Origin of the sequence: Nostoc sp., assembly GCF_036917355.1 — a bacterium.
In the GTDB taxonomy this organism is placed as follows: Bacteria; Cyanobacteriota; Cyanobacteriia; order Cyanobacteriales; family Nostocaceae; genus Nostoc.
Genome location: NZ_JBALDP010000005.1, coordinates 102585 through 128483 on the forward strand (window position 1 = coordinate 102585; position 25899 = coordinate 128483).

18 protein-coding genes and 3 pseudogenes are annotated in these 25899 nt (G+C 42.3%); 9 read left to right on the forward strand and 12 right to left on the reverse strand.

Annotation, left to right across the window (positions count from 1 at the left end):
* Window positions 1–359: 359 nt before the first annotated feature.
* Window positions 360–2003, forward strand: a pseudogene (locus V7K53_RS01345) (calcium-binding protein); the annotation flags it as partial.
* Window positions 2004–2338: 335 nt separating this feature from the next.
* Window positions 2339–3037, forward strand: a complete 699-nt coding sequence (gene urtE / locus V7K53_RS01350; RefSeq protein WP_335195892.1) for an urea ABC transporter ATP-binding subunit UrtE — start codon at window positions 2339–2341, stop codon at window positions 3035–3037.
* On the opposite strand, the gene V7K53_RS01355 is transcribed toward urtE, so the two are convergent.
* Complete coding sequence (locus V7K53_RS01355) at window positions 3000–3740, reverse strand: hypothetical protein (protein WP_335195893.1); 741 nt, start codon at window positions 3738–3740, stop codon at window positions 3000–3002. The two genes, urtE and V7K53_RS01355, sit on opposite strands and share 38 nt — an antisense overlap.
* An 8-nt stretch (window positions 3741–3748) precedes the next feature.
* Window positions 3749–5062, reverse strand: a complete 1314-nt coding sequence (locus V7K53_RS01360) for a cytochrome P450 (RefSeq protein WP_335195908.1) — start codon at window positions 5060–5062, stop codon at window positions 3749–3751.
* A gap of 268 nt (window positions 5063–5330) precedes the next feature.
* On the opposite strand from V7K53_RS01360, the gene V7K53_RS01365 reads away from it, so the two are divergent.
* Together V7K53_RS01365 and V7K53_RS01370 are read left to right on the forward strand one after the other, a co-directional pair.
* Window positions 5331–5936: a DedA family protein gene (locus tag V7K53_RS01365; RefSeq protein ID WP_335195894.1), complete on the forward strand. Its 606-nt coding sequence runs from the start codon at window positions 5331–5333 to the stop codon at window positions 5934–5936.
* 108 nt (window positions 5937–6044) lie between these two features.
* The gene (locus V7K53_RS01370) at window positions 6045–6575 is read left to right on the forward strand and encodes a hypothetical protein (RefSeq protein ID WP_335195895.1); all 531 of its coding nucleotides are present in this window, start codon (window positions 6045–6047) and stop codon (window positions 6573–6575) included.
* Here the strand turns inward: V7K53_RS01370 and V7K53_RS01375 are convergent.
* Window positions 6572–7237, reverse strand: a complete 666-nt coding sequence (locus V7K53_RS01375) for a hypothetical protein (RefSeq protein WP_335195896.1) — start codon at window positions 7235–7237, stop codon at window positions 6572–6574. The two genes, V7K53_RS01370 and V7K53_RS01375, sit on opposite strands and share 4 nt — an antisense overlap.
* A 727-nt stretch (window positions 7238–7964) precedes the next feature.
* On the opposite strand from V7K53_RS01375, the gene V7K53_RS01380 reads away from it, so the two are divergent.
* Together V7K53_RS01380 and V7K53_RS01385 are read left to right on the forward strand one after the other, a co-directional pair.
* Complete coding sequence (locus V7K53_RS01380) at window positions 7965–8378, forward strand: hypothetical protein (RefSeq protein WP_069068185.1); 414 nt, start codon at window positions 7965–7967, stop codon at window positions 8376–8378.
* Between the two features lie 2 nt (window positions 8379–8380).
* Window positions 8381–11350, forward strand: a complete 2970-nt coding sequence (locus tag V7K53_RS01385) for a tetratricopeptide repeat protein (RefSeq protein WP_335195897.1) — start codon at window positions 8381–8383, stop codon at window positions 11348–11350.
* Window positions 11351–11383: 33 nt separating this feature from the next.
* Here V7K53_RS01385 and V7K53_RS33970 read toward each other — a convergent pair.
* Window positions 11384–11482: pseudogene (locus V7K53_RS33970) on the reverse strand (IS982 family transposase); the annotation flags it as partial.
* Window positions 11483–11888: 406 nt separating this feature from the next.
* On the opposite strand from V7K53_RS33970, the gene V7K53_RS01390 reads away from it, so the two are divergent.
* Window positions 11889–12110 (forward strand): ferredoxin-thioredoxin reductase variable chain, encoded by a 222-nt coding sequence (locus V7K53_RS01390; protein ID WP_416211729.1) that lies wholly within the window; start codon window positions 11889–11891, stop codon window positions 12108–12110.
* Between the two features lie 5 nt (window positions 12111–12115).
* On the opposite strand, the gene V7K53_RS01395 is transcribed toward V7K53_RS01390, so the two are convergent.
* The 6 genes from V7K53_RS01395 to V7K53_RS01420 all read right to left on the reverse strand — a co-directional run bounded on the left by V7K53_RS01395 (window position 12116) and on the right by V7K53_RS01420 (window position 17675).
* Window positions 12116–12337 (reverse strand): hypothetical protein, encoded by a 222-nt coding sequence (locus V7K53_RS01395; protein ID WP_322662683.1) that lies wholly within the window; start codon window positions 12335–12337, stop codon window positions 12116–12118.
* A 132-nt stretch (window positions 12338–12469) separates the two neighbouring features.
* Window positions 12470–13261 (reverse strand): YdcF family protein, encoded by a 792-nt coding sequence (locus tag V7K53_RS01400; protein WP_335195898.1) that lies wholly within the window; start codon window positions 13259–13261, stop codon window positions 12470–12472.
* Between the two features lie 121 nt (window positions 13262–13382).
* Entirely contained in the window at window positions 13383–13889 is a 507-nt protein-coding gene (locus tag V7K53_RS01405) for a hypothetical protein (RefSeq protein ID WP_335195899.1), read from the reverse strand.
* Window positions 13890–14004: 115 nt separating this feature from the next.
* Window positions 14005–15534, reverse strand: coding sequence for a bifunctional aminoglycoside phosphotransferase/ATP-binding protein (locus V7K53_RS01410; protein ID WP_335195900.1), 1530 nt, complete (start codon window positions 15532–15534; stop codon window positions 14005–14007).
* Window positions 15535–15634: 100 nt separating this feature from the next.
* On the reverse strand, window positions 15635–16240 hold the full coding sequence (locus V7K53_RS01415; protein WP_335195901.1) for a 50S ribosomal protein L25/general stress protein Ctc: 606 nt from the start codon (window positions 16238–16240) through the stop codon (window positions 15635–15637).
* A 91-nt stretch (window positions 16241–16331) separates the two neighbouring features.
* On the reverse strand, window positions 16332–17675 hold the full coding sequence (locus V7K53_RS01420) for an adenylosuccinate synthase (protein WP_334837410.1): 1344 nt from the start codon (window positions 17673–17675) through the stop codon (window positions 16332–16334).
* A 643-nt stretch (window positions 17676–18318) separates the two neighbouring features.
* On the opposite strand from V7K53_RS01420, the gene V7K53_RS01425 reads away from it, so the two are divergent.
* Both V7K53_RS01425 and V7K53_RS01430 read left to right on the forward strand, forming a co-directional pair.
* The gene (locus V7K53_RS01425; protein ID WP_335195902.1) at window positions 18319–20520 is read left to right on the forward strand and encodes a PAS domain S-box protein; all 2202 of its coding nucleotides are present in this window, start codon (window positions 18319–18321) and stop codon (window positions 20518–20520) included.
* A gap of 60 nt (window positions 20521–20580) precedes the next feature.
* Window positions 20581–21423 carry a DUF928 domain-containing protein gene (locus V7K53_RS01430; protein WP_335195903.1) on the forward strand — a complete coding sequence of 281 codons (843 nt, stop codon included), beginning with the start codon at window positions 20581–20583 and terminating at the stop codon, window positions 21421–21423.
* Window positions 21424–21459: 36 nt separating this feature from the next.
* On the opposite strand, the gene V7K53_RS01435 is transcribed toward V7K53_RS01430, so the two are convergent.
* Entirely contained in the window at window positions 21460–24084 is a 2625-nt protein-coding gene (locus tag V7K53_RS01435; protein WP_335195904.1) for a CHAT domain-containing protein, read from the reverse strand.
* Window positions 24050–25899: pseudogene (locus tag V7K53_RS01440) on the reverse strand (S-layer family protein); the annotation flags it as partial. The gene V7K53_RS01435 and the pseudogene V7K53_RS01440, both read right to left, overlap by 35 nt.

Sequence of the window (25899 nt, forward strand, 5' to 3'; positions counted from 1 at the left end):
AAATACGGTAGTATATGGTTAGTGTTAGGTTATTTAGATATTCTATATTTTCAAGGTAGATATGCACGCAGAATTTATCAGAACCAGGGTATAAAAATCTCCTTTTATGTCAGTAATTAACTATTGACTTGAATTTACTCCCTGATTAATTTGTACAGTGCCATTCGACTTAGATAGTTTAAGAAAAAATCAGTGCTACTGAAAAGCCTTTTCATAGGGTAAATCTTTGATGAATATTAATGTTCCTAATTCTTAAGGTATACGTCAACTTCGGCAAGTATTTTGTATCCAAAAACAGCATTAAATTCAACGTTGAGAACTGAAATTACTGAAAAGATGGAATCAGATAGGTAAAAATTATGGCAAATATCATTGGAACCAGCGGCTACGACTTACTACAGGGTGGTACTGGGAATGATACTTTAACTGGTGGTACTGGGAATGATACTTTAACTGGTGGCGGTGGCAAGGATAAATTTGTTTACAACTTGGGCGACGGCGCTGATACAATCACTGATTTCGGTGGCATAGGTAAAGGAACTAACCCGACAGCAGCAGTTATTGCTGAAGTAGACACCATCAAATTCCAGGGTACAGGATTAACTGCTCGAAATTTACTGTTATTTCAGAATGGTAACAATCTGGAAATCTCCTTTGAAGGAAATGCTAATACCCTAGTTATCCTGCAAAACTTCAAACTAGAAAACTTGGAGAATCTGAAAGCTTCTGGAGCCAAACCAGCACTTGGTAATATCGTATTTGACGGGCAAAATGTCATCACCGACAGCTTTAATGTCCTCGATTCCAACTCTACTGATACTAGCCTGGGCATCAAGAACACAGTAACTTTCCTCAATGACCTCAACAATAACATTACGGGGTTAGAGGACTCAAATGATGTAGTTAATGGTCAAGGCGGTAATGACAAAATCGATGGCTTGAGTGGAAACGATTTGCTGCGAGGTGGTGCGGGTGATGATACCCTCATTGGTGGCGCGGGAAATGATACCCTCATTGGTGGTACGGGGAATGACTCCCTTGCTGGCAATAATCTGCTTTCTGGCGGCTATGGCAATGATTATCTCTCCATCTCTGGCTACGAGAGCTTTAGCTACCCAGACTACGACTACAACTCTCGCTCGTCTGATAAGAACACCCTCAACGGTGGCGCAGGTGACGATAACTTGAATGCTAGCGGTTCAACAGGCAATAATTTACTCTCTGGGGACGATGGCAATGATAATCTCTCCATCTCTGGCTACTACGAAGGAGGTAACTACCAAGACTACGACTCTCGCTCGTCTGGTAAGAACACACTCAACGGTGGTGCAGGTAAGGATACCTTGAGTGCTGGCGGTTCAACAGGCGATAATTTGATCTCTGGGGGTGATGGCAATGATTATCTCTCCATTTCTGGCTACTTCAAATACACTCCTAGCGACCCGTACTCACCCCGCGATGTCTCCATTACATACGACTCTCGCTCGTCTGGAAATAACACTCTTAATGGTGGCACTGGGGACGATAACTTGAATGCTAGTAATTCAAAAGGTAATAACTTACTAGATGGTGGCGCTGGCAATGATTATATCTCCGCCTCTAGTGCCTTTGGTAAAAACACAATCTATGGTGGCACTGGGAATGATATCCTGATAGGTGGTTTTGGTAATGACGCCCTTTATGGAGGCACTGGTACTGATACCTTTGTTTTCAATAGTTACAATAAAGGTGTTGACAGTATTTATGACTTCAACGCGACTAATGAACTGATTCAGGTATCGGCTGCTGGCTTTGGCGGCGGGTTATCACCAGGTTCACTTAAGACAAGTCAGTTCACCCTCGGAACATCTGCAACGACAAGCAATCAACGATTTATCTATAACAGTGCTACAGGTGGACTGTTCTTTGACCTTGATGGCAGTGGGTCTGGGTTTACTCAGGTAAAATTTGCCCAACTATCTACTGGATTGTCACTCAGCGTAAATAATGTTGTGATTGTTTAATCGGAATTAGCGCTTTTTGATCGCCAAGCGGTACGGTTTGCGAGGTGCTATTTTTAGCGTCTCGCATTCGATTAGTTAATGCAAGCCATTTTGTGAAGCGATCGCGATTCTTGCAGAGATAAGTATTGCTCTGGACACTGGGGATGATATCATGTCCGCTAGATTACTTATTAAACCTGAAGAACCCCACTCCGCCAAAGCTATGCTTTGTCTCCCCTCCCCGCCTGCGGGGAGGGGCTGGGGGGTGGGGTACAATGACTGTGGAAATCATAACTAATTATAGCGATCGCCAGTTAAAAACTTGATATCAAAACTAAACAGTTAAAAATTCTTTTATGCTCAAAATTTCTAACCTCAACGTTTATTATGGCGAAAGCCATATTCTCCGCAATGTGGATTTGAGCGTACCATCGGGGCAAATGGTTTGCCTAATTGGACGTAATGGTGTCGGAAAAACTACCTTACTCAAAACTATCATGGGTTTACTCAAACCCCGCAGCGGTACTATTAATTTAGCTGAAGAATTAATCAACTCCAAATCTCCAGACCAAAGGGCAAAGTTGGGAATTGGTTATGTCCCCCAAGGACGAGAGATTATCCCTCGGTTGACAGTTAAAGAAAATCTACTGCTGGGGTTGGAAGCTAGACGCAAACCAGTCAAAAAAGCAGAAATTTCAGAGGAAGTTTTTAGTTTATTTCCGGTGTTAAAAACCATGCTTTCGCGGATGGGTGGTGATTTAAGCGGAGGACAGCAGCAACAATTAGCGATCGCCCGTGCTTTAATGGGAGAACCTCAATTACTCGTCTTAGACGAACCTACCGAAGGTATTCAACCCTCCATCATCCTAGAAATTGAAGCCGCAGTTCGTCGCATTGTCCAAACCACAGGTATTTCGGTTTTATTGGTAGAGCAACATTTGCACTTTGTCCGTCAAGCTGATTACTATTACGCTATGCAAAAAGGTGGTATCGTCGCCTCCGGTTCCACAACCGAACTTAGCCAAGATGTGATTCAGCGCTTTTTAGCTGTTTAATTTTGGAGATATCTATATCAATTGTGTCGGCAGCAATCAAGTCTGCTGCTTCTTGTAAAAGCTCATGCTGTTCCTTTTGAATTGCTTCCAAACGATTAGAAATTTCTCCTAATCGCTGTTGTTTATTTGGTTGAAAACTTTCAGGTAGTAAAGTAGGCGGATTATCAGTTATTTTTGCACCTGTGATTCTTTGAACAGCAAAACTCCCAAGTTTAGTTAAAGATACAAAACTAACTGTAATCAAAGCCTGAAGTAATTTTAACGGAACTTTGAGTATTGACCAACTAGCTGTCTCAATTAAGCGGACAATTGCTTTGATGATGCTCCAAATCAGAGCAAGCGCAAACAGCAAAATTACTACACTAATAATTGGGTGATTAGCCGCCCAACCTAGTATTTGAACTAACCGAAAAAATATCGGGTGTTGTGTCAGCCAATCACTTGCAGAAGATGCCATTGCATCTTTAACTGCTCCCGATGTTGTATTTTTAAATTGCTCTGCTGTTTGCCAAGTTTGCTCTAAACTTGTTGTAACTGTATCAATTGCTCTATCAGTTGTGGTAGTGGCTGTTGTCTTCAAAGACTCACCAGCTTGTTGTGCTGAGTTACTTAGAGAGTTAACACTTCCACCCACAAAATCTTTCACATTTTGCAAGCGTTGTAAAACTTGATTAGGCAAATGTATGTTTATTTGAAATGTCATAAAACATTTTACCGAGGTTGAAATCTAACCCGCAATCCATCTTTCGGGCGATTAGTGGGAACCACAACTTCCTCTAAACTTTGATTGGGTAATATATCCCAATGATAATTGCGTAGAAGATGAGCAGCAACAATCTTCATTTCCATTTTGGCAAAGGCTAGGCCAATACAGATGCGTGGCCCACCGCCAAAACCAACTAAACTAAAAGGATACTTTTTATGTTCTTGGCGCTGGTGACTGAAACGGTCTGGCTCAAACCGGTCTGGTTCAGAATAAATTTCTGCAATTCGGTGAGTAACTCCAATTGAATAGTATAACTGCCAACCAGCAGGGACGTGATAACCTTTAAACTCAAAGTCTTTAATTACGCCACGAAACCCGCCTCCGACAGGTTGATGCAATCTTTCAACTTCCCACAAAACCTGTTCTAAATAGGGCATTTTCCCTAATTGTTCTAAATCCAAATTACCTTTACTTACAAGTTGCAATTGTTCAACTCTTGCTTTTTCAATTACTTCTGGATTACGAGCTAACTCTACACACAACCAAGTCAGCATCGAAGTAGTAGTTTCATGTCCAGCAAATAGTAATAGTAACGCTTGAGCGATGAGTTCTTTTTCACTCATCCGGTTCCCTTCTTCATCTTGGGCTTGCACTAATAAACTCAGAACATCTTTTGTTGGATTTTGCTGACGTTCTCTGACAATATGAGTTAGATGTTCTAAAATCTGATTACGAGCAGCTATAGCTTTACCAAATGTTGTAAATGGCAAGGGCAACGGATTAATCGCAAACAGTCCATTTGTCATGGCTGCAAACAACTTGCTAAAACGCACGCATTCAGGGCCAGGACGCGTACCCAACAATAATTGACTAGCAATATCAAACGTCAGTTGTTTAAATTCTTGAAACCAAGTAAATTCCTGCTGCTTCTCCCACTTTTGCAGATAGCTGCGTGTAATATCTTCCATTGTGGAGACATAATTTGCCAATGCTGGACCATGCAATGCCGGCATCATCAAGCGACGGTTTCTGCGGTGTTCTTCTCCATCTTGCAGAAAAAGTGATTCACCCAGTAATGTCTTGAAATTATCAGGCCATCCCTCGCGCCAAGAAAAATTCTCCATTTGGCTTGACAAAACCAACTCTAATGCTTCCGGCCCGACCATCACTACAGTTGGTCTGCCAAGAAGATGAGTTTTGAAGATGGGCCCATACTGGCGATAGCGCTTTTTAGCGAAATCGCGGTCGAAAAGAAAGGAGAGTGTTTCACCTAATACAGGTATACCAAAGCTTCCAGGAGGAATTTGATGACTTTTCATATCTCTAAGGGTAGCTATGAAAAAGTTAACACGATATTCCGACTCTGCTGCGTTAGCAAAGCTCGCCGTAGGCATCGCAGCACCCCAAAATATTCTTAGTACTTTCAAACATCTTTGTATCTTGCACCAATAACCCAAAACCTGTCATCTGTCATTACATTTCCTAAGATTACATAATAAATTTACATAAATTTAATATTACTTTTTATTCAATAAAATTGCTGAACGTTAAGATGTTGTGGATCTATTGTTGAAAAGTAAAAATTTTATGCATCTGGATTTACCACAACTGATTAAATCACTCGGCTATTTTGGGGTCTGGGCGATTGTATTTGCTGAATCTGGCTTGTTAATTGGTTTTTTTCTGCCTGGGGATAGCTTATTGTTCACCGCTGGATTTGTTGCATCTCAGAATTTATTGAACATTTGGGTTCTGATAATTGGTGCTTTTATTTGTGCAGTCTTAGGTGACAATGTTGGCTATGTGACTGGGCATAAATTTGGCAGAAGACTATTTAATAAGGAAGATTCATGGCTGTTTCATAAAAAACATCTTGTAAAAACTCAAAACTTTTATCACCAGCACGGTAAAAAAACGATTGTTTTAGCACGCTTTTTACCCATTGTACGGACTTTCGCGCCCATTGTGGCCGGGATTGGTGCAATGCATTATCGCACATTTATGTCTTACAACTTAATTGGTGGCTTTCTTTGGACATTCGGCATTACCCTGTTAGGGTTTTTCTTAGGAAAATCTCTGCCACCTGAACAGGTAGATAAGTATTTGTTACCGATTATTGGATTAATTATAGTTATTTCTTTAGTACCATCGATTATTCATTTGATACAAGAAAATAGAGCAAACAAAAGTTGAAATATTTTTCGGATTTTGTGTAAGGATTAAGTATATTTATTTACTGTAATAGCAAAAATACTACTTGAGCAGAATGACACAAAAACATCAGAGGTTAATAATACCCTTATGACTTCCTTAAACATTAACCTCTATTTGTTCCTAGAAAATCTCCTCTTTTTCCTTATTGCCACACTTTTTATTGTGGTTGTGAACTGGGGGTGGAAAAACACAAAGCCTTATACTCTACCTTTACCATTTCCCGGTTGGTATAAAATCTGGTTTGGCTCAGTGATACTGCTAGGAGTAGTGCCGCCATTAGTGGTCATGCTATTGTGGGGTGTATGGTGGGGCGATCGCACGGTCTTAATTGTGCTTGGTTGGTATTTTATCGTATTCGGGTTGCAAATCATCTCTGAAAGTGTGACGCTTAGGCAGTTGCAAAATGTCGTCTGGGTAATGGTTCCCTATATATATCTCCCTTACCGCTTTTGGCAGTTGTATGAGGGTTTGACACTTTTGGATTCTACAAGCGAGTTGCAGTGGGTACGATATGTATTGATTTTTGAATTGGTGATGTGGATTGTTAACTACGCTATAGATGTATCTCAATTGCCGCGGCTGTTTCGTTGGGAAGTACAATCAAATGACGTGAGCTAAGGATTAATCGCAGAATTAGCCATTTTTACTAAAGAAGTGCGATCGCCTCCTTTCAATCCAAAAACATATTGCACACCCTGTTGTCTCCAAGTCAAGGTAGCATCTGAGCAACCAGCACCACAAGTAAAATCTACAAAATAGCCAGTAATTCCCTTAGCTAAGGATACACGTTTCCCAGTCAGGCTGGGTGTTTTGCGGGTTACGGCTTCAGCAGAAACAACGCCTAAACGACAGGCAGAAGCACCATTACAGTCTGGACTATAAGCCAGTAAAATATCATATTTTTTTTGCGTAGCAGCTTCTATAGTTGCGTAAATTGGATTTTCCCCATCCGACTCAGGAATAAATTTTGGTAAAAGAATCCGAATCTGAGTTTTTTGCTTTAATTTAGGCAGAATAGATTTAAAAAGTGGGTGTGACTGAGTTTTACTCTGCTGCGCTATCAATTGGGACTGGTTGTTTATATTGGCTATGGCTGACTTGTGAAAGCTGCTGACACTGACTAATAAAAATACGGCACACACAGCACTAGTAGTCTGCCAACCCAAAAATGCTGAGTGACGGCTGGGGAAAGGGGAAAGGGGAAAGGGTAAGGGATTTAAACCCTTTACCCCGCCAAGTTCATTTGGCGAACTACTAGTATTTCTAAAGCTTAAAATCATCTTTGAAAACCTATTCGATCGAAAGTACTTATTTGTAATACCCAGTTTTAGTATAAAAATACGCATTTAACAGATGAAGCGATCGCTGGGAATAAGAAATACAAAATTAATCAGTCATAACGTCATATATGGCAGTTTCACTCATTTCTGGAAGACGTTAATAATCCTTATTGAGACGACGGTAGTGCTTAGACAGAATATTCTAATGTTGATGAGAAATGTTCCAGCATTGATAAGGAATATTGTAATGTTGATGAGGAATATTACAATGTTTCTTATAGATGTTGTAATGTTGATGAGAAATATTCCAGCATTGATAAGGAATATTGTAATGTTGATGAGAAATATTACAATGTTCCTTATGGATATTGTAATGTTGATGAGGAATGTTGCAATGTTGACAAGAACTACTTGTACATTGAGAGTGACGGAGAAAAAAGTGGCGATCGCTAGTGGGTTAATCTAGGTTAGCGATCGCAGTATAAGCAACTCTACATCACATCTTGCGCCTACGTGGAAGCTAGTTTGCAACTTGACCTTCATCCAACAGGAACGACGACTATAGATAACAGCTTAGTTATATTAGGTTAGATGCCGAGATAATCAAGACCGTCACAATTAGAGACTTTTTAAATCCATTATAAAATGTTCATGATTTTACTGAAAATATAATAGACACCACGGAGGTCGTAGGATAATGGAAAAGTGGTGACTTTGAGGAATTGAGATGACTGATCCACTAACTACGATCGCAGCAGGGGCAATTCTCAACCTCGCATTTCAGGAGTTTGCTAAGTCGGGGGCTGGGGAAGTGGCGAAGAAGACTGTGGGCGGGGCAATTTCCTTGGCAAAGGAGCTACGAAATAAAATCACTGCTAAGTTTAAAGGAAATGTAAAAGCAGAAGCGGCGATCGCAGCAGTGGAAACTGACCATTCCCCAGCAGCGCTGAACAAGCTGGAAGTGTACTTGGATGATGCGATGGTCGATGATGCTGTGTTTGCGACAGAGCTACGGCAGGTAGCGCAGCAAATTATTAATATTCAAAATCAAACCACCTCCAATCGAGACTATAAAAACTATGGGCGCGACCAAATCAATATTGAAAAAATTGAAGGTAATCCCAAAATTGGTGGTTCATAGGCATGGGAAAACGTGGTAGGCGGGGCTATGGAAACCGGGGACGCGATCAAATCAATATCGAGAAGGTGAATGGCAATGTACTGCTCAAGCCACAGGAGACAGTACGCCCTAACGCCGAACAGGATTTGCTGGCAACAGTCAGGCAATGGGTTCAATCCAGACTTGAGGGACAACTACACCATACCGTCAGGCTGAATTTGCAGAAGGAGACGCAGCCGCAACAGGTTCGTCCTTGGGGTATGGAGGTGAAAGTGGCGATCGCTCAACCGAGTCAGCTACTGTCACCGGAAACGACGATCGGGCAGGTATTTGATCAATGTGCAGGGCGGTTGCTAATTTTGGGTGAACCGGGGGCGGGTAAAACAACGAGCTTGCTAGACCTAGCTCTAGAACTCGTGGAAAGGGCAGAAGATGATCCGCAGCAGCGCATCCCCGTCGTGGTCGATCTTTCCGATTGGCAACCGATTGCATCTCAATCAGCTTCTAGGCGGATTGAGGTTACATCTAGATTACCGGGGTTTTCCAAGAAAAATCCCTCTGAGTCTCTTCCTGAACAAGCGCCTGTCTGGTCGATCGCCAATTGGCTGGCTGGCAAGGTGCGAGAGAGATATGGCTTTTTGCCACAGCAAATTAAACAGTGGCTAGAGGAAAAACGGTTGGTGCCCTTGCTGGATGGACTAGATGAAGTGCGTCCAGAGTATCAGCAGGATTGCGTGCAGGCAATTAACCAGTGGTTGAAATCGGATTTGCGTCCGAGGCAGGTAGCGTTGTGCTGTCGGCGCGAACAGTATAAGACTTATTCTCAACAGCTGGAACTCGATGGAGCCGTTTATCTCCAAGACTTGACTGATGAACAAATCCAGACTTTTTTGACAGAGACAAACCGAGATGAACTCAAAGAGAGCTTGGTGGCAGATGCGAATTTACTGGCGCTGATTCGCAGACCGTTGTTACTGTCAATGGCGGTACTTGCCTATAAGGAGCTAGAGCCAACCCAGTGGCGGCGGGCGACTTCGGCGGGCGATCGCTTAAATCTACTGTTAGATGCTTATGTGCGACGGATGCTAACGCAGGATACACCTAGCCGCGCCTATCGTCAGGGAAAGATTCCTAGCCCTGAACAGAGCCAGAAGTGGCTGGAAATTCTGGCCTTAGAGCTTTTGCAAGAATCAGAAACCGAGTTTTTGATTGAGCAAATTAAAGCAACATGGCTGTCAACACCCTTTCAAAAGTGGCTATTTACTTTTTTTGCTGTAATTTTTTGGGGGCTAATCGGTGCTGTAATTTTCTGGGGGCTAATGGCTGCTCTAATTTTTTGGTGGCAATTCATTGGATTAATTCGTCTGTGTCAGATCGGGTCAAGCCCTCGTCTTTTGTTCGGATTGGTGATTGGCTCTTTGTATGGCTTGGTGTGTGGAATAGATGTCTTAAAGAATTTGCCACATATAGAATCAGTTGTGGGAGGCATCCAAATATCATTGTTAAGTCTTAAGCCACAAAAAGTATTACGCAAGTTGTCATCTTGGAAGGATATATTAGTCCCTACTCAAATTAGCGTACTAATTCATAAATTGAATGAATTAACTATTCCAAGATGGGGTTTCAACTTTCAAGAATGGCGCTTCAAAATTAAAACCCTATCAGTGCCAAATCAAGGAATTAGGAACTTGTGGCGAAATGCAATCCCAATTACCTTAATTTTTGTGCCCTTGCATACCTTGATAGTATGTATTGTACTACGTTCAGCGTCTTCTCTTAATTATATTGCGGTAATTTCCTTGTCCATAGCTCCGCTACTATGGATTGGGCTGGGAGGGGGATATATCTGCATCAACCATTTTCTAGTGCGTTTATCTTTGTGTTGCACTAACTCGATCCCTCGGGACTATGCTCGTTTTCTCAACTATACTACAGAACGGCTATTACTCCAGCGTGTTGGTGGTCGCTATCGCTTTATGCATGACTTGTTGAGGCAGTCTCTTGCTCAACGTAGAATCGACACCCATCCACACCTAATTAGTTCTCAAGTTTTCTTTCGTTGCGCCGAAGGCTACTGCGCGATGAGGCAGTATGATAAAGCATTGCAAAACTTCGATCGTGCTATTGAACTTAACCCCCGATATGTTGCGGCGATCTCAGATCGAGGCTTTACCTATCACTTGATGGAACGCTACGAGGAAGCACTGCAAGACTTCGACCGTACCATTGAACTTTATCCCAAATATGCTGTTGGGATCGCAAGTCGAGGAAATACCTGTTGCTTCATGGAACGCTACGAGGAAGCCCTGCAAGACTTCAACCACGCCATTGAACTTTATCCCAAATATGAGTGGGCGATTAGAAATAGAGGCATGACCTATCACTTGATGGAACGCTACGAGGAAGCACTGCAAGACTTCCACCGCGCCATTGAACTTGACCCCAAAGATGATTGGGCGATCGCAAGTCGAGGCTATACGTATCGCTTAATGGAACGCTACGAGGAAGCGGTGCAAGACTTGAACCGCGTCATTGAAATTAACCCTAAATATGATTGGGCGATCGCTCGTCGAGGCTATACCTATTGCTTAATGGAACGCTACGAAGAAGCGCTGCAAGACTTCAACCGCGCCATTGAACTTGACCCCAAAGATGATTTCCACCGATACCTTCGCGCCCTTATCTACCTCGCTCTCCAGCAAGCCAAGTCCGCCGAAGCTGATTTGAACATTGCCATCGAAATTGCCCAACAAGAATACACCGAAAAACCTGACAATTGCCAAAACACCTTCAACCTAGCGCTCTATCACCTCGTTGCAGGCAATCTCTCAACTGCCCAAGAGTTATATCAGACTGCACTGGAACAGACCACTTTCCAAACGAAAATCCGAAATGCTATTCAAGATTTGAAAGATTTGCTGCGGGTGTTTCCTGAAAATACCCCTGCCCAGCAAATAAAAGCAGTGCTGGAGAGGAAGCTGAAATTGCCTTAACGTAAATTCGACGGGGCTAAAAAATAGCAGGGATTAAGCAGGCAAGTTTTTTGGGGAAATGTCAATAGATCGTTTTTTAGGAAAATAAGTATAAGCAGCCAACCCTGCTATCAAATTAACCAAAAAGTTAAACCTTTTAGGAGAGAGGTCAAAGTCTATAGCATACAAAGGAGCGATCGCAACGCACCTGCCATACACTAAAATTCGTGAGAGAGTTGACCTGGGGAACATCCTAGAGTCAAGATAAAAGGGTTGGATATCTTGTCAAAGTACTAAGCACATCCGATATCGCCTGATTTTCTTTCATTTCCCTGCTTTTGGGTTAAAGAGAAAGGCTATGGGCGATACTTATTAACGTGGCAAAAAACAGAAAAAAGTACGCGCGGATTGCTAAGACGTGCCTGGACGCAGAGGGTTAAGCCGTTGCACCCCGATGAAGCGTCAAGAAATAGCTGATTAAATCAAATTCTAAGCGATTTAATCATATATTTTGTAGCAGATACTTGTGGAAAAGAAAATGCTAGGTGTAAATGTTGTTATGAAAGTTGGCGATCGCGTCCGCGTTAAAGATTCGGTAGTGGTGTATCATCATCCTGAACATCGGAATCAGCCTTTTGACATCAAAGGTACAGAAGGCGATGTAGTAGCTATTGCCACTCAATGGCGAGACAGACCAGTAAGCGCTAATCTGCCGATTGTAGTCCAGTTTGGTAAAAAGTTTAAAGCCCATTTACGTGAAAATGAGTTAGAAATCATCTAAATCACTTATCGGCGGCGAAACCACTGAAAAATATTCAGTTCGCCGCGCATTCTTTTAAGGTCTTGGCGGTTTTGTTCTGCTGTTGTATAATACCAATCACAATAACGCTGAAACTCTGACCGTGACCGAACTTCGTGGTAAAACTGATGGGTTGTTTGATAAGCGGCAAAAGCTTCCTCAACTTCGGGTTGAGCAACTGGAATAATATAAGGTAAATTTTTTGACATAAAGTTAATAAAGTTAGGAGTTAGGAGTTGGGAGTTGGGAGTTAGAAGTTTAGGCAATTACTACATATCATAATTAACAATTCATAACTCATAACTCATAACTCATAACTTTCTAACAACTCCTAACTTTAATTAAAGCCAACCGCGTAAGCGATAAACTAAAGAACCAATATACTCTTTTAAAGCGATGGTAAATTGGTGTAAGTTATCAGTATCAGGTAATAAATTTAGTATCGCGGCTTTGGGAGTACTACCGAGTTCTTGCAACTCACCTTCACTAACTAGAAAGTCTGTAGGTGCAGGAATAGCATTGATTCCTTGACGCTGGAAAATCTGAAGCGATCGCGGTATATGCATTGCCGAAGTAACTAATAATACTTGATTTATCCCACGAGATAACAAGATTTTGCGGACATTTACAGCATTTTGATAAGTATTGAGAGAGTCAGGTTCTTGGATAATCGCCTCAGCTGGAATACCAATAGATGTAAGGATTGTGGCCATATCTGCCGATTCTGGCGAACCACTTCCACGCCAATCAATGCGGCCGCCGCTGAGAATGATTATAGGCGCTTTTTTCTGGCGATAGAGCTGTGCAGCGTAGATGACGCGATCGCCTGCTTCACTTAAATCGACGGTAGGTCTTGGGGGAAAAGCTGATTTGGTTGCGCCACCCAAAACCACAATCGCTTCTGCATTAGGTATTTCGGTGGGTGGAATATTTTGCCATTCTAGCGATCGCACTAATGATTTAGCAATCCAAGCATTGCTACAAAATAGCAATAAAGTTAGAGAAAAAGCAATTGCGATCGCAGCAGTCCGCGGTCGTCTCCACAAAGTCACTAATGCCACTACCAAGCTTACACAGGCTAATCCTAATGGATAAAAAAATAGCGGCAGTAATTTGGATAGATATAAAAACATATTATTAGGGCGTGGGGCAGGGAAGCAGGGGAGCAGAGGAGAAGTAGCAGTAAGTCTTTCTCCTCTGCCCCTCCGCACCTCCGCCCCTCTGTCTCTTTTCAACACTCAATTCCACAAATTACTACCTTTCCCAAAACTTGAAATTGAAACTACTTCCAGGAGCGCGACGGTAACGGCGACCGGCTCTTCTGGTTTGCCGTTTGTTGATCCTTTCGTTTGTTGGTTCAACTTCAACCTCTTCTGACTCTTCAACTTGCAACTGAGTTCTAGTTTCTTCCTTACTTCCCCACCAAGCAGTAATCCAGCCTCCAGCTAAAGCGCCTAATCCACCTAGCAAGATACTCATGGGTGCTGGATAGCCCAAATATACAAAGCCCAGCATGAAAAATAACCAGTATTTCAATCCTGTATCGACACCATCAGATGAGGCAACAGCTGGAGCCTGGGGACTATTATCGGTTAAATTTGTGATCCAGCTTAAGATAAAACCGCCCATGATTCCTAAGAAGATGCTTAGGGCTGGTGCGGAGCCAGTCATTATTAATATAAATGTTAAAAATGCCCCAAATAATAGTTGAGAAAAGAAGCTGGGAGAAATACTGAACAAGTCGTTCTTTTTGTCTGCCATAAAATAAAAAACTTATTAACTAATTACTAATTCATAATTCGTGATTCCTAATTTTCGATTCAATTACGAATTACGAACTTGTACTGAGCGTAGCCGAAGTATTACGAATTACGAATTATTTTAATTCTGCCTGTTGTAGCTGAGTTGTATCCCAAATCTTTACATAAGGTTGTTCCTCTTCAGTGAAAGGTTCAGCTTGTTTGATTTGTGAGGCTAATAAATCGGCGGTGGCATCAGCAATATCACCAGTGCGATTGTTCAAACGCTCTTTCAGAACTTCCAGGGGTGCTGTGCATTGGATAATCTGAAGGGGAAGTTGATGTTTTGTAGCTTGTGCGATCGCTTCTTGCCGCAATTGCTGCTTATCATACTTGGCATCCAAAATCACCGAAAAACCTTGATTAGCCAGGGTAATTCCCAATTCCAACAGGCGTGTGTAAGTTTTCTCGGTCATCTCAGGAGTATATAAATCATCGCCACCCCTTTCCCACAACGGAATTCCCCCTAAATGCTTCCGCACTGCATCCGAACGCAGCTGAATTGCTCCGTGTTGACGGGCTAAAGACCTTGCAGTGGTACTTTTACCAGAACCCGACAACCCCGACATCAAAATTAGTTGTCCCAGCTTTGGTTTAGTATATTCCCAAGCCTGTTTGTAATAGTCAGCGGCGGTTTTTGTCGCTTCTTCCTTTACCGTCGCGGGTACGCTTGGATCGTCTAGCAAAAATGAAGTTACCTTCGCCCGGACATAAGCCTGACGAATTAAATACAAGGGCAACACCTGTAAGCCTTCCCAGTCTCCAGTTTGCTCTATATAGGAATTCAAAAACGCATTGCCCAAGTCTTTACGCTGACGAGCTTCCAAATCCATCACTGTGAATGCCACATCGTACATCACATCGACAAAGCGAAACGACTCATTAAATTCAATGCAATCGAACAACAAGATTTTATCGTGCCACAGAGCAATATTTCTCAGGTGTAAATCCCCGTGGCATTCACGAATATAATCGTTGTGAATTCTGCTAGCAAATAATTCTGGACGTTCGGCAAAAAAGTCATCTGTATATTGCTTTGTTTCTGTAAATTGCGCCTGAGTCTGGGGGCCACCAATATACTGCTCAGTTTGCTGATAATTCTCATCAAAGGCAGCCCGAACATTTGGCACTTCACCAAAAGTGCGAATGTAATCATTCGTCTGTGCTTTGGCATGATATTGAGCCACCACCCGTCCCAATTCATCTAGGCGTGTCTCATTTAACTTACCTTCTTCAAAAAGTGTACTTAATAGCGACTCTTGAGGAAACTGGCGCATTTTCAGCACATATTCTACAGCCTCGGTTGTTCCCGCTAACTGGTATTGTTCCCCTACCAAAGTTATGGGCAAAACTTCTAAATACAGTTCACCAGCACCGCGCTGATTTAGGCGTAACTCTTCCTGACAAAAATGCTGCCGCTTATCTAACGTAGAAAAGTTCAAAAAGCCAAAATTCACAGGTTTTTTCAGCTTATAAGCGTAATCCCCAGTTAACAGCACATAAGAAGCGTGGGTTTGAATTAGTTGAATAGGTTCTGTTACCGTATGGGGGTAAAATCCAGGCTGCAACATTTGCTGAATTAAAGCTGGAAGAGTCGCTTCCGTCATCTCTGTCCTCTGCGCTCTCTGCGCCTCTGCGGTTCAAATACAAAAAAACCAGGAGTTCCCCCCTGGATATCATCAAAAATTATTACACAGTTTACCTAGCTTAAGAAGCTGCTTCAGTTTCAGTTTCTGTACCAGCATCTTCAGCGCTAATTTGTGGTGGCAAAACGCTGACAACAAGGCGCTCTGATTCAGCAAGAGGTGTTACACCTTCAGGAAAGGGTATATCACTAATACTCAAGCTGTCTCCAATTTGCAGGTTAGTGACATCGATTTCAATTACATCTGGGATGTTTTCTGGCGCACAACTAACTTGCAATTCAGTAATTACGGTGTCTAACACGCCACCCTCTTGTTTAACACCAACAGCAGTTCCCACAAAACGCAGACGTACTTCTACAGTGGTGTCACCGTGCCCAGCAACCGCGAAAAAGCTGAGGTGGTAAGGCGTACCTTTGGCTGGATGGATCTGAAGTTCCCGCAGCAAGGTTTTGCCACGCCAAGGTGCATCAGCAACATTCAACTCAATCAAGGTATTGTTGACAGAAGCTCTTTTGAGCAAACGCTCAACAGTTTTGGCTTCAATGGTCAAAGAAATGGATTCTGTACCCTTATGACCATACAAATTGGCAGGTATCAGTCCAGCGCGGCGCAAAGCTCTTGGCTTGCTGCCTTCTGGACGTTTTTGAGATTCGACTGTAATAGCCATAAAAGTTGTCCTTTGTCAGTTGTCAGTTGTCCTTTGTCCTTTGTCATTAGTCATTTGCTAATGACCAACGACAAATGACTAATGACTAAATTTACGCACTAAGTAGGGTAGCAGGTGTACCGTCAGGGTGCAATAAAGCGCGTTTGGGCCCGTGGATGGGGTCTTCTACGATTATGGTTTGATCGCGGCTGGCTCCTAATGAGACGATCGCGATCGGGACTTCCATCAATTCGGCTAAGAATTTGAGATAATCCAATGCTGCTTGTGGCAAGTCTTCTAGGGTGCGGCAGTGAGTTGTTGACACTTTCCACCCTGGCAAGGTTTTGTAGATGGGGCGACATCTAGCAAATTGACGAGAACTGGTGGGGAAGTGCTCGCTGCGTTGACCATCTATGTCATAAGCGACACAAACTTGGATTGACTCTAATTCATCAAGAACATCCAGTTTGGTGAGCGCCATACAATCCATGCCGTTAATCCGCACGGCATAGCGACCGATGACCGCATCAAACCAGCCACAGCGCCGTTTGCGTCCGGTGGTTGTGCCAAATTCGGCTCCGCGATCGCACAATAATTCTCCTAACTCGCCATCCAATTCAGTGGGAAATGGCCCTTCTCCGACACGGGTTGTATAGGCTTTTGACACCCCAATTACCCGGTCAATCATTGTCGGCCCTACCCCTGCACCAACGCAAGCCCCACCCGCCACAGGGTTAGAGGAGGTGACATAAGGATAAGTTCCATGATCTAAGTCTAGGAGTGTACCTTGTGCGCCTTCAAACAAAATATTGCGCCGTCGCTGAATTGCATCGTATATTTTTAACGATGTATCAATAACGTAAGGCCGCAAGCGTTCTGCATAACCCAAATACTGTTCAATCACCTCTTGTGGATCTAGAGGCGGCAAGTTGTAAAGCTTTTCTAAAATGACGTTTTTATAATTAATCGTCCACTCCAGCTGCTCGCGCAGACCATCAGGGTTCATCAAGTCTAAAACCCGAATGCCTGTACGTTCAGATTTGTCAGCATAAGTCGGCCCAATGCCCCGACCTGTTGTGCCGATCTTATAGCTTCCCCGTCGTTCTTCAGATGCCTGGTCAATCAATCGATGATAAGGCATCGTTACGTGGGCTGTCTCAGATATCAGCAGGTGGTCAGTGGAAATATTTAACTCTTTTAGTTGGTCGAGTTCTGCGATCAAAATCTGTGGATCGATGACTGTTCCACAGCCGATAATGCAATCGGTATTTGGATACAAAATCCCAGAGGGTATCAAGTGCAGTTTAAAGGTCTGACCTTTAACTACAATCGTGTGTCCAGCATTGACACCCCCTTGGTAACGCACCACAACATCTGCGGAACGGCTGAGTAAGTCAGTTATTTTACCTTTTCCTTCATCGCCCCATTGGGCACCTATGACAATGACGTTAGCCAAGAGCTTATATTAAGAAGTAAAGTTTCCACAAACTATTATTATTAACATATTGCTTGGGTCGTGTCAAGATAATTGTAGTAAGAGCGTACAGACGTGCGCCTCAACAGCAAATTCTATTGTGGATCTTATGATGTCACCCTGTTATGACAGCGATTACCATCAACTTTAATAACGTCATGGATGCAAAAGTGCGACTTGGTTGGCTAATCGATTGAAAAACACGTCGCGTCGAAATTTGTAAACAAGGACAACCAAAAGAAGTATTAGAGCCTCCCAATAGCACAGCATGGCGTAAATAAACATAATAGACTTCTTGCAAAAGTCAGGGTAAAGGATAAAGGATGTATTCAAAACCTTTCCCTTTTCCCTTTCCCCTTTAACCGAACCGTATTGCATTGCAACGTCTCTGCAAATATTATGGATAGGCAAATTACCCGATCCGAACTGTATTAGCGATACTACAGCTCAAAATAAATTTATATTAAAATTTAGCGGATTTATTTATGAGTATCATGTATAAATCATCATCCTTAAAAATCCAGATATTTACAACTATAACAGATTGTATTTTGCTACCCGTGTTATCAAAATCCTTATCCTTAAAATATTTTCAGTATTTGTTTTTAATCTTTAATCTTAACTGATGGAGGGCATCTGCGGCAGAAGGGGCGATCGCATGGGCAAAAAATGGTATCGAGTCCAAAAGCTGAAAGCAATATTCGTCCTAGCATTGGCAGTTGTATTTACTAATGCTGTAGTTTCGTATAGCAACACTGTGAAGCTGATTCACAACCAGCAATGGCTAACATACTCCTATAAAGTTATTACCCAAATTGAAAGTATCCAATCTAGACTCAAAGATACTGAAACTGCACAACGTAGTTATTTAATTACAGCAGATGCAGATGATTTACAAACTTATCTTGCAGCTTATCAACAAACAAATAGCAATATTCAGACTCTCAAAAGTTTAACTGTCAATAACCCTCAAAAGCAGCAGTGGATTGCTTTACTAGAGCCGAAAATTACCAAGAGACTCAATATTCTCCAACAAGAAATTTACCTCAGACAAAACCAGGGATTAGAAGCAGTTCGGCAGCAAATCTTATCTGATAATGACAAGCAAATTGGTAAAGAGATTCAACAACTGATTAACGACTCTTTGAAGGCGGAGAAAAATTTATTACAGCAGGAAATGCAGCAGTCACAAGCAAATTCCCAAAAGGCGATAGTGACATTTTTTATCGCTGCGATTGTGGATTTGGTGCTAGTGGCGTTGCTGTATGATTTGTTGTGGCGTTATATCAGGCAACTTCAGCAGACGGAACTGGCTCTACGTCAAAGCGAAAATCGTTTACGAGCCGTGATAGATGCAGAACCAGAATGCATCCAGCTAATTGCCAGAGATGGCACCCTTTTAGAAATTAATGCAGAAGGGCTGGCAATGATGGAGGTGGAAAGTGCTGATGTCTTGATTGGTAAACCAGTTGATGCTGTAGTTGCGCCAGAGTATAAAGCAGCCTTTGCCGACTTGCATGAAAGTGTCTGCCAAGGTAACAAGGGGACTTTGGAGTTTGAAATCGTGGGATTTAAAGGCACTCGCCGCTACATAGAAACTCATGCCGTACCACTACGTAACGAATCTGATAACACGTTCATCCATTTGGCAGTGACGCGAGATATAACCCAGCAAAAACAGGCAGAACAGAAAATTCGCGAACAAGCAGCGCTGTTGGATGTATCAACTGATGCAATTATGGTGCGAAATATCCACCACCAAATCTTATTTTGGAATAAAGGTGCTGAACGTCTATACGGCTGGAAAGCTGAGGAAGTTGTGGGTAAGAATGTTTTACAACTTTTATATAAAGAAATTTCACCACAGCTAAAAGATGCTTACTTGAGGGTGATGAATACAGGTGAGTGGCGGGGTGAGTTGCATCAACTGACAAGGGAAGGCAAAGTAATTATTGTTGAAAGTCGGTGGACATCGATTCGAGATGATAATGGACAACCCAAATCTATTTTGAGTGTGAACACTGAGATTACGCAACAGAAACAACTAGAAGCTCAACTTCTGCGATCGCAACGTTTGGAGAGTATCGGTACGCTAGCTGGCGGTATCGCTCACGACCTCAACAACATACTATCGCCAATTTTAATGTCAGTTCAACTGTTGCAGAAGAAATTGCCCGATTCTCAGAGTCAGCAAATACTGCAAACTTTAGAAAATAATGTCAAACGCGGTGCTAATTTACTTAAACAAGTGTTATCTTTTGCACGGGGTATTGAAGATAAACGCACAATTGTGGAAATTCAGCCTTTGATGGCAGAGATTGAGCAAATTATCGCTCAAACATTCCCCAAATCCATTAGTTGCCAGATAGATATCCCTAAAAATCTTTGGTACGTTCGTGGAGACATAACTCAACTACATCAGGTATTGATAAACTTGGTAATCAACGCCCGCGACGCTATGCCCAATGGCGGCATTTTAAGAATTGCGGCGGAAAATCTAGTGATTGGCGAACATTCTGCCCAGATAAATATAGATGCGAAAGTTGGTTCTTATATTGCGATCGTGGTGACGGATACTGGTCTGGGGATGTCGTCAGAAGTCCAGCAACGGATTTTTGAACCATTTTTCACTACCAAAGAGGTAGGCAAAGGTACAGGTTTAGGACTTTCTACAGCGTTGGGTATTATTAAGAATCACGGTGGTTTTGTAAATGTTTACAGTCAAGTAGGTAGAGGTACTCAATTTACAGTGTACTTGCCTACCTCAACATTTAGAGACACACATTCGTTGTCTCAACAATTGGAATCAGTTATAAAAGATAGCTAAATATACCTACAACCTTTATGATGACGATAGCAACAAGCAAAAATCGTACCTGTTAAGTCAATGAAATGGATCTTAACAACTGCTCTGATTTTGAGCAGCACTACCCAATATTCAGCACAAGTAATAGATCGAGCTAAACAACCAGTTACTAATAAACAGCCTGCACAACCAGTTAAAACACCTGCTTCACCTCAACAACCTACTTCTCGACCAGTTTTTATTTTGCCAAAAGCACCTGCTCCATTAAGTCCTGTATCTGGGCGTAGAGCAGGAATGGGTAGTCGAGATAATTGCCCTGCGGTTTCAACCCCGCTCACTGCTTTAGTACCATTTCAAGAGGAACAAAAGGTTGGCAAACAGACAAACAATTCAATTATCGGGACTGTAGAGGGACTAACCACTTTAGAACGACCTACGTTTTGGTTTTACATCCCCTACACTAAGGATTTGTCTAATTCAAGTGCTGAATTTAGCTTACAGGATAGCGCCGAAAATGATGTTTATAGAAATGCGATCGCTCTACCGTCAAAGCCAAGTATCATTGGTATTTCTCTCCCTAGTACTGCTTCATTAAAACTAGATAAGACATATCGCTGGTATTTAAAAGTACGTTGTAATCAGGAGACAGCAAGCATTCCTGTATATGTAGAAGGAGATATTAAAAGAATCAATTTAGAGGAGCGTGTTGTGCAACAATTAGAAGCCGCAAATGAGCCTCGACAAAAGATTATAATCTATGCTGAAAAAGGAATTTGGTTTGACGCTTTAAATATGCTAGCAGAAATCCACATTTCTAATTATAAAGATGCATCTGTTGAAGAAGATTGGCAAAGCTTATTACAATCAATCAATTTGAATAATATTGCTACGATGCCTCTAATAAAATTACCAACCCGCGAATAATTTTATATCCAGTAAAGTATCTATAAGCCTAGACTTTTACAACCAATTACCAACTATAACGTAGGGGGCCCAGTACATCGGACGGTTATATTCAGGAGCTTCAAGTAATTTTAATTGAGCAAAGCGTAAAGCTTCTGCCGTAGTTTTACCAGTCACTAACTGGCGGTAAAATTCCTCAATCAATAAAGCTGTAGAGTTATCGCCAATTTGCCATAGGGAGGCTAAAGTACTCCGCGCACCAGCACGCAGGGCAACTCCTGCTAATCCTAATGCAGCTCGGTTATCTCCGGCTGCTGTTTCGCAAGCACTCAAAACAAGTAATTCAACTGGTTCTGTTAATTTTTGCTCTCTACTTTTGAGCAAACTATCTAATTCACTCACATTGATACGTCCATCAGCTGCTAAGATAAAAGTGTCTTTTGCTTTAGAGCTAAATTGCCCGTGAGTTGCCAAGTGAACAACTTTAAAAGGTTGAGCATTGATAGTTTTTCCTAAAGTCGTACTGGTAAAATTTTTATCCAATAATGTAGTTGTCGATACGCCTGATTCCTGAATTAATTTCAGTTCAACTTTAACGTTGGGAAGTGGTGCAAACTTTTCATTTTTGGGTGGTTGCGATAGTCCTCCAGCAAGGGCATTTAATTTTTTCTGTCCTAGAGGTTTGGGAGTAAATAGTTGCAGTCCGGGGCTAATAACTACAGAGTATTTTTGGACTAAATACTCTCTGCCATCATATAATGCAGACATCGGGATATTTCGCAGCAACCCATCTGGAATAAAGACTAAAGTATTAACTTTACTATTTTTAAGGTCTGTTTCAACTGGTTTAATTAACCAGTTATAAAGTTGTTGAGAAACTGCTTTAAATTTCTGATTAGCATCGGGTTCGACTATTGTTTCTCGTATTTTTGTAATGACTTTCTCTACTTGCTGACGGTTGACTCTAGAAGTCTTATGCATCAATGGTTTACTGGGAAGTTTGATAATAATTTCTAAATAGTTATCTAGGATAATCGGGTAGAAAATAGCAGTATTCGGGTTGTCGCGGTCTACTACTTTGTCCAAAACCACAAATTGATTGCTCAAGCAAGCTTCTCGGAAAAAATTGTCGAGTTCTGCAAGTTGTAAGGCTTCTATTCGCTGACGTGCTTTATCTAAATCTGGTTTTCCTTGTCCTTTCTCTTGTAAAATCAACTCTACAGACTGCCGATAAAGAGGTTCTATGCGATCGCGAAAATTGAACTGTACCTCTCGATTAACCGCAACTAAATCGCTGCGAAGAGATTGAAGAGTTGTTACAGCAGTATCATAAGCAGATATGGCGGCTGGGATATTTCCCTGTGCTTTGAGTAAGCGTCCTAACTGCCACTCAAAGCGATAAGCTATATCTGAGGCATCAATTTTCTGAGCCATAAACAACGCTTGCTGCGTCAAATCCTTTGCTTCTTGCAATTGTTGGTTCTGCTCGTAAACTTCTCCCAAGCTGCCCAGTGCATAAGATTGAGCACGTTCATCGCCGATGATTTTGGCTTGTTGAACGCTAGTTGCCAGAATCTCTGCAATATCTTTTTTGTTACCAATTGTGGCCAAAGTCTGAGCAAAATTAATCCGTGCATAAATACCGGCTTGATTGGTAGGCAGATTGGGGAATTGAGATTGGATTGTGGGTATTAATGACTTTGCTTCAGTGATGCGTTCGTTTTCGACCAGCAAACTCAGCTGATTAATCAGAGCTTGAACTTTGGCCAGAGGGTTTGGTGCAATTTTGGCAGCATTTTCATAATGAGCGATCGCAGATTTAATATTACTTAACGACCTAGCAGTATTACCGAGGCTAAATTCCGTCAAACTAATTTCTAGAGGCAGTTGCAGACGTTGAGCGATTTCTAAGCTTTGTTGTAAGTTTTTTTGGGATGACTCTAGTTCGCCTAATTGTTGTAAGACATTGCCAAGCGATCGCAAAGCTGTTACTTTTACAGGTGAGTCAGGTTGGGAAATTAATTGTTGGGATACTTCATTTAATATATCTAAGCTACGGCGGTAAAAACCAGCAACTCGTAGAGCTTGTGCTTGGTTAATCCGGCTGCGCGTTATTCCGGCATTGTCATCTAATTTCTTCCAGATTTGCTCTGCTTGTTGTGATGTTTTTACAGATGCATCAGTTTGTCCGTCTGCTAGTTGCAATTCGCCCTGAATATTTAGAGTTTGTGCAAGAATTTCTAACAATTCAGATTTGGGATTGTTGACATTTAACTTTTGATTTATCTCATCCCAGCCAAGCAAATTTAAGCTATTGTCAATAGTTGCATCAGCTTCTTTCCAGGAGCCGAGTTGCTGGTATACAAGAGAGAGGTTAGTCAGCGCTGCGGCTTGTGCAAGGTTATTGCTTTCTCGTTGATAGATACGGAGAGCTTGTTGTAGAACATTTACTGCTTCAGTAAAGCGTCCAGCTTGATAAAGTGCTTCTCCTTGCTCAAGAAGTTGCTGTGGTGTTGTGGCTGGGGGCTTATTGGTTTGGATGTGAAACCCGTTTGGTGAATTTGTCTGGATTTGTTTAGCGAATGTGCTAGGGATAATAGTCAGAAAAACAGCAAGGGTAAATAGGACTACAGGAGTTATCGCAAATCTAATTACTCGCTTTGGCAGCTGAAATTTTGCCATATTTCACACCTCCCTGAGATACAGGACAGGAAGCAGGTGTTTGCCAAGGACTGTGGGGGTTGAGTTGAGGAACTTGTGCTACTAATTCTATGTTTCCCTTGCGATCGATTACCCAGCCAGAAGCTTCCACAATTGGAATTGTAGCAGCAATGGGAGTAGTTGAAACTGCTGTTGGTTGTGCCTGAGTCGTTGTATTTGCCAAGTTTTCTGATTTTGGTCTTAATTTCACCCACGCAGACACAGTACTTGAATCTTGTAATGGTTCAGTGGGACTCATGGGTAATCCACCGCGTCCTGTTGCCACAAATGTATTTTGGAATTGCCGAGTTCCAGGTGTGCAGGCGGTGGAAATTTGCCTAGAAGCATCAACTAGATTAATTGGGAGTTCGACTAAGCCGCGAGTGGGGTCAATATCAGGTGTAGTGATTTGCACATTACCACTCAACTCGCGAGTTGCCCCAGTGGCGGTGATGTCGCTTGTGTTTGGGGAAAGTATATCCCGAAACTGAAGACCAAAGATACCTTTAGTATTGATTCTGACATTCCCGCCACGAAAGTCATCAGAGTCGGCAGTAATATCGCTATTTTCAAAAGCAGCCAAGACATCGGCATTGATATTGATGTTACCACCGATGACGTTTTCTCCTTGGGCATCAGTTCTGATATTGCTATTACGACCTATTATTAAATCTCGTGAGTCAATGTTAATTGTTGCCTGTTCTCTATTCGGGTCAAATTTAGCACTTTGTGTATTGGCTCTGAGTGAGGCATTGTTATTTAAACGGATAGAGCGAGCATTTAACATCATGTTGCCTGCGGTTCCTGTTCCGCTACTCTGCACGTTTACTGTAGCCCCATCTCGGACTAGCAAGGTATTAGTTCTAAGTGTAAGATCACCTGCATCTCCTGTTGAGTTTGGCTGTGCCTCAACACTTAAGAGACTGCTTCTACCAATGATTTGCACATCTTGGGCATCAACGGTCAAATTTCCCGCCTTGCCCTTACCAGAAGTTTGCGCAATAACCAGCGCCCCATTCTGAACAAGCAACTCACGAGTATTAATCGTGAGGTTTCCCGCTGCTCCATTTGAAGCATTAGCTGACAATCTGCTGGGAACCCGATCGTTATCAGCAGAAGTACCAATCACTTGCACTGTGTCAGTGGCATTAACAGTTAAATCTCCTGCCTTACCCGCACCAACAGACTGGCTAAGTATCGCAGCTCCACTCTGTACAAGCAAAGTACCAGTACTTATGTTCAAATTTCCCCCCTTGCTTGCACCAAAAGTTAGAGTACTGAGGAATGCCCTATCTTGCAAAAGCAACTTACCAGTGTTTATCGTCAGGTTTCCCGCATCCCCTATACCGCTGGTCTGAGCAGTCAAAACACTGGAAATCTTATTACTATCGGCACTTCTACCAATCAGTTGCACATCTTGGGCATCAACGGTCAAATTTCCTCCTTTGCCCGAACCAAATGTACCAGTACCCACCTGCGCCCCATCTCGGACTAGCAAGGTATTAGTTTTAATAGTCAAATCACCCGCATTCCCTGTTGAGTTTGGCAGTGCGTCAGCACTTAAGCCACTGCCTCTACCAATCAGTTGCACATCTTGGGCATCAACGGTCAAATTTCCCCCTTTGCCCGAACCAGATGTACCAGTACCCACCGTTGCCCCATCTCGGACTAGTAAGGTATTAGTTTTAATAGTCAAATCACTCGCATTCCCTGTTGAGTTTGGCAGTGCGTCAGCACTTAAGCCACTGCCTCTACCAATCAGTTGCACATCTTGGGCATCAACGGTCAAATTTCCCC